The sequence below is a fragment of the Rhodopseudomonas palustris genome (assembly GCF_013415845.1).
Lineage (GTDB): Bacteria > Pseudomonadota > Alphaproteobacteria > Rhizobiales > Xanthobacteraceae > Rhodopseudomonas > Rhodopseudomonas palustris_F.
The window spans coordinates 2,833,479-2,846,508 of sequence record NZ_CP058907.1 but is presented as its reverse complement, the minus strand read 5'-3'; the positions used below and the strand labels follow the sequence as shown (position 1 = coordinate 2,846,508).

Here is a 13,030-nt window from a genome sequence, read left to right as displayed (position 1 = left end):
ATCGCAAACTGAAATCGACTTCAGCAGACTCTGACATCAGTCCACCTTTGCATAGTGGCCCATTGATCATTTCCGGGGAAAAGCTTGGCCAAAAGATTCCCCGTTGACATCGGCGCAAAGTTCGCTATTTGTTCTCTTCATGTCAAGCGCGGTCACCAAACACCAGATGCTCGGAAAGCGTGTCCAACGCACGGCTAAGCCGCGCCTTTCTTGCATACGCTGATACCCACGACGCCTCGCCTTTGAAGGTATCGCGGATACCGCCCAATTTGTTTGGGGGACTAGCGTATCATGTCCAGACCTCAGCGCTCTGAACACCAACAGCATCAACTCTCGAAGCTTCTTCAGCGCACCCGTGATGAGGCAGCGGCTCTCTTCTTTGCTCCAAAGAGCACGATGCGGTGCATCGGGCCTGCGATCTTTCGGACGCGATTAGCGCGCGACGTGGGTTGTTTGCTCGACGTCGATCCATCGGTGACATCATGGACGTGCCTGCCGCTGGTTCTGAGCCGCCGGAGCCACTACCACGTCCCAGATTTCTTGGTGACTCGGCCCGAGGGAGCAAACCTGCTCGATGCCCATCCATCGCTTGTGAAGCGGCCCCTTCCCGACTGGCTCGGCGAAGCAGCTCAGGCGATGGGCTACCAATACGAAAAGCGCGAGGAAGCCGAGCTGCGTGGCAGCATCAGGCTCGAGAACGCTTGTGATCTTCTCCAATACGCTGGCTACCGAGCATCGCTTGGCGATCGCGTCCGTATCCTCGCCCTCCTCGAAGAAAATGGCTCATTGCCGCTCGCAAGCTGCCTGGAGGCCGTTCGGAGCGGGCATGACGCGATAGCAGTCATCGCTTCGCTGGCGCTGCAGCGCTTCATCGAGATCGAACTCGACGACGCCCGCATTGGCCCCAGCACCATAGTCTCCCGCTTCCGCGGCTGATCCCTTCCCTTTTCCCCCTTCCACCCTGACCGAGCGCACCTCGTGTGTCCGGAAGCAATGGAGCACGTCATGTCGTATTTGGTCGCCGGCCGCGTCCCCGTGCCAGAACTTCAACCCGACATCGAGCGCCTACGTCGCCTGGTAGAGGACCTTGAGCGCATTCGGCGCGGAGACAATCCCAGCGCGGCCCAACTTGCCAAAGCGCCGATCTTGGACTGCTGGGAAATGGCGCAGCGCCCCGATCTGTGCCTCACCGGTGTCGTCAATGGTCACCCGATCCTCAAAGACGACAAACAAATTCACACATCAACTCTGTGGGTGATTTCGCCAGTCCTTGGGTACGCGAGAACGTTCTCCCGTTTGTATCGGCTTGGAAGTCCCTTCGCCGATCCAAGTCTCCATTGAGCGTGTCGAACTCCGGAGACAGCAATGAACCTGAGAAACCTTTCGAGATCGCGCGTGGTTCCACTTCAACGCACGACTGACGTGGGCGTGGCAGTCGCGCGGCAACTGCTAGTCCGCTCCCTGCGCCAGAACCGTATGCATCACGTACTGGTCGGGTGCGTTTCCGTTGTTGGCTTCGTCCTGCGCAATGCTGCCGATGGCGAGACTTTCAAGGAGGCGGCGCGCAAGCTCTATCGCAACCCAGATCGAGCGAAGCGCGTCATCCGGCCGGAGATCCTGAGTTGGAACAGTGACGCGTCCGTTCGACAAACTCGCGAAAATGAGCTTGGCAAGACGTTGGCCGGAAATGATCACGTCATCGGCTTCGCCTTCGACGAGGACGCTTTTCCACTGGCGTTTCGCCTAGCAGCTGATGGGATCTTGTCCCTCCCCATCCCTGACTTATCGGCCCTTAAGGCAGCCTCCCGCGCAGCCGGAATTCGCGGGCTCACTGACGAAGTTCTTGCCACTGCTGTGGGGGAGCCACTCACCTTGGTAAGTATGTTGATCAAGCCAGGTCGAAGCAGGCTGCACATCCAGCAGAGCCTCAGGAGGGTCAAGAAGGACCAGCTCGCAAAGAGCCCTCAGAGGCGATCCGCCGTGGTGACCATGCCGAGCTTGGACGATCTACACGGACTTGGGGAGGCCGCGGTCTGGGGCCGCGAACTTGCAAAGGACCTCGATGGCTATCGGGCCGGGCGATTGCCATGGGCGGATGTCGATCGCGGCGTCCTGGTCTCTGGCCCAACCGGCACAGGCAAGACGACCTTCGCACAGGCTCTGGCTCGCACCTGCAGGGTTCCGATCCATATCCACTCGCTCGCCCGCTGGCAAGCGGCTGGCTATCTGAATGACCTGTTGAAGGCCATGAGGAGAGCTTTCCACGAAGCCATTGTGAATGCTCCTAGCATCCTTTTCATCGACGAGATCGATGCTTTTGGGGATCGAGAGACGCTCGAAGGAAAGAACGAGCAGTATGCCCGCGAGGTGATCAACGCCTTCCTGGAATGCCTCGATGGCGTAGACGGGCGTGAGGGCGTGGTGGTGGTCGGGGCGACCAATCTCCCGGAAAAGATCGATAAAGCCATTGTGCGGCCTGGGCGTTTGGGAAAGCATGTCAAAATCCCCCTGCCCGACCTCGACGCTCGTATTGGAATTCTGCGCCACCATCTCCGAGATGACTGTGTCTCTGCCGATCTGACCGACATCGCATCTCGCCTGGAGGGCGCTTCCGGAGCTGTGATCGAACAGGTGGTCCGGGACGCACGGCGGAAGGCTCGTTCTGAACAGCGTCCGATGGCGTTTGCCGATCTTCTACACGGCCTTCCGGTTCGGATCGTGCAGACCGCAGAGGCCTTCCATGAGGCCTGCATCCATGAGGCTGGCCACGCCATGGTTGGCTACCTCCTCGCGGAGCTCTCCGGAAGTCGTCTAGTCGAAAGCCACGTCTGCCGGGAGGTGGGTCTGGACGGATCTGGTGGTCGCACCGTCATGAAACAGATCCCGGGCCGCAACCTCGGGAGAGAGGCATATTTGGCCCAAATCACCATCCTTCTCGCAGGCCTTGCAGCCGAGGAATTCGTACTCGGGCACTACGCCGATGGCGGCGGCGGGTCCGAGGATTCAGACCTCCGACAGGCGACGCTCGTCGCGGCGACAATGGAGATCTCGCTAGGTCTTGGTGAAAGCCTCGTTTATCTTTCGTCCCGACGACCAAACGATGTGATGGCACGCCTACGGACAGATTCGTTGCTCAACGGAATTGTCGCGAAAACACTGGAAGAATGTTTCGAGAGGGCCCAAAATATCATCGCCAAACACGCAGCTGGGCTTGGCGAAATCATCCGGCTCCTGAGCGAACGCCAAAAGATCTCTAAGGCAGACATCGAGACCCAACTGCGTTCTATTTGAACTCAGCGGTCCTTTCTGCCGTAGATACAACAAGAACCTCCGCTTGAGCATACTTCGCCCGGACGAAACTATTTATTCGAATGTTTCTTCAGTTCCTGCCGGGCAATTTGGTTGCGGTGGACTTCGTCCGGACCATCGGCCAGGCGTAGCAGGCGCGCGGTCGCGTACGCGGCCGTCAGGCCGAAATCGTTGCTCGTGCCGCCGCCGCCGTGCGCCTGGATGGCCCAGTCGATCACCTGGCAGGCCATGTTCGGGACCGCGACCTTGATCATGGCAATTTCGGTCTTAGCGACCTTGTTGCCGACGGTGTCCATCGCATGGGCCGCATTGAGCGTGAGCAGCCGAGCCTGCTCGATCATGATGCGCGATTCAGCGATTCGCTCCTGCGTCACGGTCTGCTCCGAGACCGGCTTGCCGAATGCGATGCGGCTGGCCGCACGCCGGCACAGCTTTTCCAGCGTTCGCTCGGCGAGCCCGATCAACCGCATGCAGTGGTGAATCCGCCCCGGTCCCAAGCGGCCCTGCGCGATTTCAAACCCACGCCCCTCGCCCAACAGAATATTCGATGCCGGCACCCGCACGTCACGGAACACGACTTCGGACGCGCGGTCGGGAACGCCATAGAAACCGAACACTGGAATTGGACGAAGCACTTCTACGCCAGGCGTATCCATCGGCACTAGGATCATGGATTGCTGCTGATGCCTGTTCGGATTTTCCGGATCGGTCTTACCCATGAAGATGCAGATCTTGCAGCGTGGATCGGTGGCATTAGTCGTGTACCATTTGCGCCCGTTGATGACGTAACTGTCGCCTTCGCGCACGATGCGGCTCTCGATATTAGTGGCGTCGCTGGACGCGACCGCGGGTTCGGTCATCGCGAAGCACGACCTAATTTCCCCGGCCAGTAGCGGTTTCAGCCAGCGCTCCTGATGTTCGGCGGTGCCGTAGCGTGCCAGCACTTCCATATTTCCAGTGTCCGGAGCCGAACAATTGAACACCTCGGGCGCGAGATGCGACCGCCCCATCACTTCGCACAAGCTGGCATATTCTAGATTGGTAAGACCCGCGCCGTGCTCGCTGTCGGGCAGAAACAGATTCCAGAGCCCTTCCTCGCGCGCAAGCGGCTTGAGTTCCTCGACAGTCGGATAGACCTTCCAGGGGCCGAGTTCCTCCGCCTCCTGGTAGAAACGCGCCTCGTTCGGATAGATGTGACGGTCCATAAAGGACAACAGGCGGTGCTTGACGGCGGTGACGCGCTCGGACTCGGGATATAGCATGGCTTCTCACAAAGAGCTTGAAAGGCAGAGGGCGGGTTCGCCCTCGTTCAGTGAATCGCGGCGTACATAATCTTTTCTTCCGTCGCCTCGGACGCAGGCATCTCCTCGACGATCCGTCCGCCGCGGGCCACCAGCACGCGATCGGACAGAGCCAGCACTTCGGGTAGATAGGAGGAAATCACGACGACCGCCTTGCCGCTCTTGGCAAGTTCGCGGATCGACGCATGGATCTGCGGGATAGCGCCGACGTCGACGCCGCGCGTCGGTTCGTCGAAGATCACCAAGGAGGGCTCCTGCGCCAGCGACTTTGCGACCACCACCTTCTGCTGGTTGCCGCCTGAATATTCGATGATCTTCAGACTGCGCTTGAGCGCCGAAATCGACAGCGCCTTGACCCAGCGGTCGGCGACTTGCTTGCGCTTCTTCAGCGAATAGAACCAGCTGCGCCCCTTGGGTGAGGCGAGATAGCCGAGATAAATGTTGTCGTCCGCTGTCATGGTTTCGAAGAAGCCGTCGAGTTTGCGGTCTTCGGTGATGTAGACGATGCCGTCGCGGATCGCCTGACGCGGCACGCGATAGCGGATCGGCTTGCCGTTGAGATAGACCAGCCCGCCGCGCAGGAAGTTGCGTTTGCGCGCGCCGCAGATGATGTGCGCAATTTCGGTTCGGCCGGAGCCGACGAGGCCCGCGATGCCGACGACCTCACCCTCATAGACCGAGAACGACATATTCTTGACGACGTTGCCCATCGTCACGTTCTCGACCGCCAGCACGCGCTTGCGCTCGGCCGGTGTTTCGGCCGGAGCCACTGGAAGCGCCGCGTCACCGGCGATTTCCGCGGCCGCGTAGTGGCTGCTGGCCACGTCGCGGCCCACCATCATCCGGACGATTTTCGGGCGATCGAGTTCGCTCGCCGGCCCGGTATGCACCAGCTTTCCGTCGCGCAGGATCGTGATCCGGTCGGCAATCTTCAGCGCTTCCTCCAGCGCGTGCGAGATGAAGATGACGCCTACGCCCTTCGCACGCAAACTGTTCAGAAGGTGAAAGAGATGCTGGATTTCTTCCGGCGTCAGGCTGGCGGTTGGCTCGTCGAACACGATGACGCGCGCATTGTGACGAACGGCGCGCGCAATCTCCACCATCTGCCGCTTCGCGGTGCCAAGCGTTTCCACAAGTGCGAGCGGATCGACATTGAAATTCAGGGCCTGTTGTGACTGCTGCGCGGCGATGTTGATCTTGCGGTAGACGGTGAACCACTTCTCCATCCCGAGTTCGAGATTCTGCGCCACGGTCATCGATGGGACCAGGCTGGTTTCCTGGTAGACCATCGCCACGCCTTGCGCTAAAGCCTCGCCCGGCGACGAAAACGATACTTTCTCGCCGCCGAGATAGTAGTCGCCGGAGGTCAGCTTGATGGCCCCCGCAATCGCCTTGCACAAGGTGGATTTGCCGGCGCCGTTCTCGCCCAGCAAGGCATGGATCTCGCCGGGACGGAGCGTGAAGTCGACCTTGTCGATCGCGTGAACGCCGCTGTACACCTTGCTTCCTGCGGCGATTTGCAGGACCGGAGCAATCTCGATAGAGCTCATGGCGTCCTCCTACTCGAACACGGGGCCGGTGGGCAGTCTGATCAACTTGCCGTGCCCCTTCGACACGGCGAAGACCTGCCCCGCGAGATCCGCCAACGCTGCCGTGATACCGTGCACCTCTCCGGACGTACGGCTGTGATAGCTCTCGCGCGCCGCACCGTCCGTTCCGATGCGGGCGACAAGGCCGTAAGACCGCGGCGGCGCCCAGGGTTTCTGGATGCCGAGCTTTTTGATCCGCCCGATTTGCATCGCCTCGCGATAGTCGGCCGTGCCGCCGAGCCGCGGGCCGATCCACAGATGCGGCTCGACGGCTTCGAGCATCCGCATGCGGAATGCGTCCTCGCGCAGCACGAACTCCATCAATTGCGTGCGCAAGCCGAAGAACGCGAGCCAGTAATCGCCCCGCGAGCCGCGCGAGATCCGGCACGGATAGCCGGCGAAGTTCGTCACCAGCGCGCGCTGAGTTCCTCCGTCGAGAGCCAGCGCGCTCAGCCGATGCGCCCAGGCCTCTGTGACCAGCAGGCTGCGACCGTCATGAGACACGACGAGTCCCGCGGGCCAATCGAGGCCGTCGGCCAGAATGCGGGCATCTGAAAGTTGTCGATCGCAGACAATGATCCGGCCGGATGGTGCCCGCTTCTCGAGCAGATCCCGGTGCCATTCGGCGGCGGGATTGTGCCGCGAACCATCGGCGATATAGATCAGGCCGTCGTCTGCGATCGCCAGCGCAGTCACGGATCGCAGCTGCTCGCCCGCTACACTCGTCAAGCGCGCGGCTATCTCTCCCTCTGCCGTCAGGGATACGATCCCCATCCCCGACAAAGCGGCGACGAGTCCTGTCGACGTGAACCACGCCAAAGCGCCGACATCCACGTCGAACGTCGCGAAGGTCCGTCGCTCAGCGAAGTCGGGCCCGTGGCACGCCTGAATGGTTCGACCGCTCGACACATAAAGCGTGCCGCTGCTGTCGAGCGCGAGCGCGTCCGGAGCATCGAATGGCTCGCCGAGAACAAGCGCGCGGTCGAGGCGCTCGTTCGGTGAGAAGTTTCCATCCAGCACTGGGATCGCGTGAACATCGCGATTCGGATGGAAAATGCGGTCGATGATGTCACGCGCCAGAGACATACTTCGCCCTCGCTGCAGAAATCCGATGGACGTTGCTCGCTTCGGCGTCAGGATAACTGTTGACGCTCGACGCCCAGTAGGAAGTCCAACCGGTCCAGTTGACGTCGGCGTTCGGCAATTTCACACGACCAATACGGTTGTTCTCGAGACCGCCGATGTAGAGATAGCCTTTGTGTTCGCGCATCGAGGTGATCGTCGGATGCGAACGCCCGCCCGGATCCCAGAGTGATTCCAGGACGCGGCCGGTATCGTCGAACTTGATGACGCAGCCGTTGTTAATGCCGGGGCACATCCACTCGTCCGGCGGGATCTGCTTCACCATCCGCGTGCGGAAGGCAGGGTCCGCCATCGCCAAATCGTAGACCGGCGACCTTATGCCCACGAGCGCGAGCCAATAGGTCCCGTCGGAGGCGCGATTCACGTTGTCCGGATAGCCCGGCAGATTGTCGACCAACAGCTCCAGCTGGCCTGCCTTCTCGCCAGCGATCCAGTAGCGATAGATGCGGCAGAGCCACGTCGAGACCCACAGCACCGAACGACCGTCGTGAGACACGCATACGCCGTTCGGGAAGGCCAGATTTGACAGGACGGTGTTGGTCTTACCCGTCGCCGGATCGTGGCAAACGATGCGCCCGTTGCCCCGCCCTTCGAAGCCGTCCAGCGCCCAATCCGAAAGGTCGTAGCGCGTGGTCGCGTCGCTGAAATAGATCTTGCCGTCTGGAGCAACGTCGAGATCGTCGGCGAGCCACAGCCGCGAGTCGTCCTTGAAGCGATACCAGGTCCTATTGGTCTCGTCGGTGACCTTGAACACGGTGCGGTCGGGTTTCACGCCATAGACGCCCATGCCGGCTACGCAGACCAGAATGTTCTTCTCGCGGTCGAGCGCCATCCCGAGCGGTCGGCCGCCGATACGAGCGAATTCCTCGCGTACCTCGTAGTCCGGTGCGAGAAACCGGATGATCGAGCCGTTGCGATTCACCGTGTAGAGATGATCGTCCTCGTCGAGGATGATGTCTTCCGGCCCCTCGATCTTGTCGAGCGCGATCGCCTCGGCATTCTTCAGCCGATCGTTTTCGGCGAACACGGTGCCGCTGTCCCGCGCGATCGAGGCCGGCGGCTCGAACTCCACCAGCGACGGCGTCACGTAGATCTTCTGCAGCAGCTTGCCCTTGTTCTTCACGAACTTGACGTTGAAGGCCACGGCCGCGAGCAGGATCGCGCCGATGATCGCGGTGGTCAGGCTGCCGTGCGTACCGAGCTGCACCAGGCCGTTGATCAGCAGGAAGATGATGGCGGCACCCATCAGCGCCCGGCTGATGGTGCCGCGTCCGCCCGACAGGCTGATGCCGCCGAGCACCGCAGCCGCGAGCGCGTTGACTTCCCAGCCGACGCCGGTGTCGGTGCCAGCGCTGTTCTGCCGGGCGGCGTAGAGAATGCCCGCCAGCGACGCCATCATGCCGGACAACACGTAGGCCATGAACAGCGACCATTTCACGTCGATGCCGGCATGGCGTGCCGCCTTGCGGCTGGAGCCGACTGCCATGATGTGGACACCCGAGCGGATGCGCGTCAGATAAAAATGAGCCACGACGCCGACGACGAGCAGGCAGACCATGTTGATCGGGATCCCGAACAGAAAGCCTCCGCCGAGATAATCCCACGCCGCGCTGTCCGAGGATGCGGAGGCCAGTTCGACGGCGTATTGCCCCGTGATCTTGTTGTAGGCCGCGCGCAGAATGATCAGCACCACCATCGTGGTGAGGAACGGCCGCGTCTTCGCATAGGCGATCAGTCCGCCGTTGATCGCGCCGATCAACGCCCCCCACCCCATCACGGCGACGATCGCGAGCGGCAGCGGCCACTCCAGGACCATCAGGAAATACAGCGTCAGGAAATCCGCCATCGCGAAGACGGCGCCGACCGAGAGATCAAGCCCGCCGGAGAGAATGGAAATGGCCATCGCCATCGCCACGAAGCCCTGCTCCGGAAAACTGCGCATCAATTGCTGAAGCTGAGGAATCGACGTGTAGCCGGGGATCATCACGATAAACGCGACGAACACCACCAACAGCAGCGTGAACGGAACGATCGGCTCCATCCAGCGCTTTTCCAGGAGCTCACCGAGCAGCAGCTGGGGCGAAAGGCGATACCACAGACGTCGTAGGGACTTCATGAGCCACGGACTTTCGGACAGCGGTCGCCGCTCCTCTGTGGAACGGCGCCCGTGATGTCGGGACAAAGCTGAGAGAGCCGGCTATTCCTTCGGCACGACGAAGCAATATTGACGATCGTCCTTGCTGGAGACCCAATAGTTCGTCGTGTAGTAGGCGAGCTGGGTCGTCCCGGCGGGCCTATTGTCCTGCAGCAGGGTCAGCACCGCGTTGGCGATCGCTTCTCCTTGCGTATCGGCGCGGTAGGACAGGTTCTTGGTGAACAGGCCCTGCTCCACCATGTCGCAATCCGCGGGCTGACCATCGCTTGCGACGAAGATCTTCACCTCGCCCTTCTTACCGGCGTTCTTCACGACCTGCGCCGCGCCGACCGTCTGTGGCCCCCAGACGCTGAAAATTCCGCAAAGGTCTGGATTCTGCTGCAGCACGTTGGTGGTGATGTCGGAGGCCTTGTTGGCATCCCAATTGGTCGGCTGCGAGGATACGACCTTGATCGACGGGTCGGTCTTGAACACCTCCATCGCCGCCTTGACCATGTCGAGCGAATAGGCCGCGGTCGCTTCACCTTGAAGGATCGAGATCTTGCCCGATCCCTTGCCGCCGCCGCACGCCTTGATGACCTCGCCGGCTAGCATGCGGCCGAGCTTCGGCACGTCGGCACCGACATAGGCGTCGGTGAGCTGGTTCGACGCCATGTTAACCTGGATCACCTTGATGCCGGCGTCCATCGCCCGCTTCAGCTCGCGCGCCAGCAGAGTTGTCGTCGGATTTTGCACGATCAGCACGTCCGGCTTCTCGTTGATCAGCGACGACACCGCCTGCAACTGCACGTCCGACTTCATGTTCGGATCGCGCGTCACCATCTTGATCCCGTAGTCGTCGAAGTGGGCTTTCATCACGCGAGTCCACTCGCCCTCGAGAACGCCCATCCAGACCGGTACCCAGGCGACGGTCTTGCCCTTCACGGCTTTCTCGAATTTCTGAAGCAGTTCGGCGCGCGGATCGGCAGCGCTTGCATGGCTGCTGCCGAACATCAGCGCGGCCGCCGCCAACGCGAGCATTCCTGGGCGCAGGCGCCCGTGTTCGCCACTCTTTCTGATCATTGTCGTCCTCCCGGTGCTATCATTATTTGTTAGAATCTGGCGGCACTAATCGCCCTGTTTGGCCGTCTCTTCGTCGCGCGGATGAATGTAGCTGTCGAGAACGATCGCGAGCAGCAGCACCGCGCCCTTGATGATGTCCTGGGTCTGGATATCGAGATTCATGATCGTCATCGCGTTCAGCAGCACGCCGATCAAAAGCGTGCCGGCGATCACGCTGAGTACGTTGCCACGGCCGCCGACGAGGCTAATGCCGCCGAGGACGACAACCAGGATGACGTCGAAGATCATTGTGGATTCGACGACCTGCAGGTGCATCAGCGAGGTCGATCCGACCATGATGATGCCACCGACATAGCCGATGGTCGCGGACAGTGCGTATTCAATCATGGTGAGAGGACGCGTCGCGATACCGGACATCCGCGCGGCCTGGGCGTTGTCGCCATGCGCGTAGATGAAGCGCCCGATCACGGTGCGCGACAGGAACAGATGCAGCAACAGCGCGCAGATCGCGAAGGCGATCAGCGGCACCGGTACGCCACCCAGCACCGTTCCGCCTAGCATGAGCAAGAACTCGTGCCCCGGCTGTAGGAACACCTGGTAGTGCGGGACCACCAGCGCGCGGGTGAGCCCGAGCACCAGCAGACCGGATGCGAGCGTTGTGAAGAGCGGCGGAATTTCGATCACGGAGACGAAATAGCCGTTCATGACGCCGATCAGGATGGCGAGTACGAGACCGAAGGCGATAGCTGCGGCCGGCGGCCATCCGCCGTTGATCAGGGTGACCGCGATCGCGCTCGAACAGGCCAGCGTCGCGATCTGTGACAGATCGATACCACGACCGATCACGACGACGGCCATGCCGAGCGCCAGGATGCCGAGAATCGAGATGTTGCGGGCCAAGGTAAACAAATTGCCGAGCGTGACGAACCCGGGAAGCGCGGCGCTGAGCACGACGAACAGCGCGAGAGTCACACCGAGAACGATCAACGACTGACTTGGCTTGAAAGGCGCACGACGACGCGCGCGGGCCAACGCTTCGCTGGACACGTTCCCCTCCTGGTCCTTCGGCCGAGCGCTCGAACGATCAATCGCGCGAACGGCGTTTCCTCGCGGGGCAGTTCGCCCTCTGTGACTGCAGCTTGCGCGCAGCCACTCTTGTTAGTTGTATATTATTTGTTATAACAAAACATCATAAGGTTCCTGGCATGTCAATAACCATTCGCAGGCCGTCGGAAGATGACCTTCAGTCCCACCCCTTCGGACGACCGATCTCGAAGGAGAGCGTGAGCCAGCAGGCTTATGCGGCGATCCGAGATTCTTTGATGCGGAGCCGTCTGAAGCCGGGGCAGAAGCTTGTTGCACGGCAAGTCGCGGATGAGCTCGGCATCAGCGTGACACCGGTTCGCGAGTCGCTTCTGCGTCTCGCGTCCGAACACGCGCTGACGATCGACGAGCGCGGGACGGTGATCGTACCGCGGCTGACGCGCGCGCGCTGCATTGAAATTCGCGATCTGCGACGCCTGCTCGAAGGCGAAGGTGCCGCCCGCGCGGCCGAGCATGCGACGGAAGCCGATTTTGCGCGTCTTGAAGAGATCCACGCCCGCTACATCGAGACAGAATTGGCACGCGACTATGCGAGGGCGCTGGTCGAAAACGAGAACTTCCACTTCGCAGTCTGCCGCCTGGCGCAAGCGCCCGCCCTGTTTCGACTAGTCGAAAACTTATGGATGCAGTTCGGCCCTATCCTATCGGCGTTGTACGACGGCACGAGCCGACCGTTCCATGGCCGCGAGCACGGCCATATCGCCATCATCGAAGCAATCAAGGGTCGCGATGCAAAGGCAGCCCGCTACGCGATGAGCCAGGACATACTGATCGGAGGCGCCGCACTCCTGGAACGATTTTCGGACTGATCGCATTATTGCCCCCCCCCCATGATTCACATTTCACAGAATAACCGCGCCATCAGTCGTCCCCTAAGCATATTGCGCTTAAGCGTCCACCGAGCCTCCGATCCCCGTGCATGAAGTCGTCTCCTTCGCACTCATAAGATCGCGCTTCATCCAAATCAATGTCACAACGCATCCCATAAAACCGTGGTGCTCGCCGACGCGCTAAGCCACCCACGTCCGTTGCGGCCGCACGTTGGGCTCGTTGGCCGTCCGTACCCACAGTGTCCAATCTGAATAGTGCCACACCTTATAGAGAAACCCCGTGCTTCCGCGACCCCAGCTTTATCGCGAAAACACTGGAAGACGCTTGCGGAGAACTACACGCAGCAAGGAACGTGCGACGGAACTCCTGGCTCGTGCTCGCCTACTTCGAGCCCTCGGACGGGTTCTGTTGTTAAGATGGAGCAGGCCTTCGGTCCTGCACAATGATCCGACAAGCATTCCTCAACTTATCTGACGATCTCTAACCTTCGAAAAGCAGACGTCTACACATACTTCGCCATCTGAGCTTCAGGGTCG

At 60.9% G+C, this 13,030-nt stretch carries 10 protein-coding genes; 4 read left to right on the top strand and 6 right to left on the bottom strand.

Annotated elements, in window-relative coordinates; genetic code table 11:
• Positions 1–291: 291 nt before the first annotated feature.
• From HZF03_RS12965 to HZF03_RS12955, 3 genes are all read left to right on the top strand, one after another.
• Positions 292–936 (top strand): hypothetical protein, encoded by a 645-nt coding sequence (locus tag HZF03_RS12965; RefSeq protein ID WP_119019764.1) that lies wholly within the window; start codon positions 292–294, stop codon positions 934–936.
• A gap of 69 nt (positions 937–1,005) precedes the next feature.
• A complete protein-coding gene (locus HZF03_RS12960) occupies positions 1,006–1,341 on the top strand; it encodes a DUF6634 family protein (protein WP_119019772.1) in 336 nt (111 codons plus the stop codon).
• A gap of 24 nt (positions 1,342–1,365) precedes the next feature.
• Entirely contained in the window at positions 1,366–3,291 is a 1,926-nt protein-coding gene (locus HZF03_RS12955; RefSeq protein ID WP_119019765.1) for an AAA family ATPase, read from the top strand.
• A gap of 68 nt (positions 3,292–3,359) precedes the next feature.
• Here HZF03_RS12955 and HZF03_RS12950 read toward each other — a convergent pair whose 3' ends face one another.
• The 6 genes from HZF03_RS12950 to HZF03_RS12925 form a co-directional block, all read right to left on the bottom strand.
• Entirely contained in the window at positions 3,360–4,571 is a 1,212-nt protein-coding gene (locus HZF03_RS12950; RefSeq protein WP_119019766.1) for an acyl-CoA dehydrogenase family protein, read from the bottom strand.
• 47 nt (positions 4,572–4,618) lie between these two features.
• Entirely contained in the window at positions 4,619–6,160 is a 1,542-nt protein-coding gene (locus HZF03_RS12945) for a sugar ABC transporter ATP-binding protein (protein WP_119019767.1), read from the bottom strand.
• Positions 6,161–6,169: 9 nt separating this feature from the next.
• Complete coding sequence (locus HZF03_RS12940; protein WP_119019768.1) at positions 6,170–7,285, bottom strand: SMP-30/gluconolactonase/LRE family protein; 1,116 nt, start codon at positions 7,283–7,285, stop codon at positions 6,170–6,172.
• Positions 7,269–9,458, bottom strand: coding sequence for an ABC transporter permease (locus tag HZF03_RS12935; RefSeq protein WP_119019769.1), 2,190 nt, complete (start codon positions 9,456–9,458; stop codon positions 7,269–7,271). The genes HZF03_RS12940 and HZF03_RS12935 overlap by 17 nt, the downstream gene beginning before the upstream one ends.
• Positions 9,459–9,539: 81 nt before the next feature.
• Positions 9,540–10,559, bottom strand: coding sequence for a sugar ABC transporter substrate-binding protein (locus HZF03_RS12930; RefSeq protein WP_234832329.1), 1,020 nt, complete (start codon positions 10,557–10,559; stop codon positions 9,540–9,542).
• Between the two features lie 45 nt (positions 10,560–10,604).
• The gene (locus HZF03_RS12925) at positions 10,605–11,606 is read right to left on the bottom strand and encodes an ABC transporter permease (protein WP_234832330.1); all 1,002 of its coding nucleotides are present in this window, start codon (positions 11,604–11,606) and stop codon (positions 10,605–10,607) included.
• A 236-nt stretch (positions 11,607–11,842) separates the two neighbouring features.
• On the opposite strand from HZF03_RS12925, the gene HZF03_RS12920 reads away from it, so the two are divergent.
• Positions 11,843–12,472 carry a GntR family transcriptional regulator gene (locus tag HZF03_RS12920; protein WP_165858173.1) on the top strand — a complete coding sequence of 210 codons (630 nt, stop codon included), beginning with the start codon at positions 11,843–11,845 and terminating at the stop codon, positions 12,470–12,472.
• Positions 12,473–13,030: the final 558 nt, after the last annotated feature.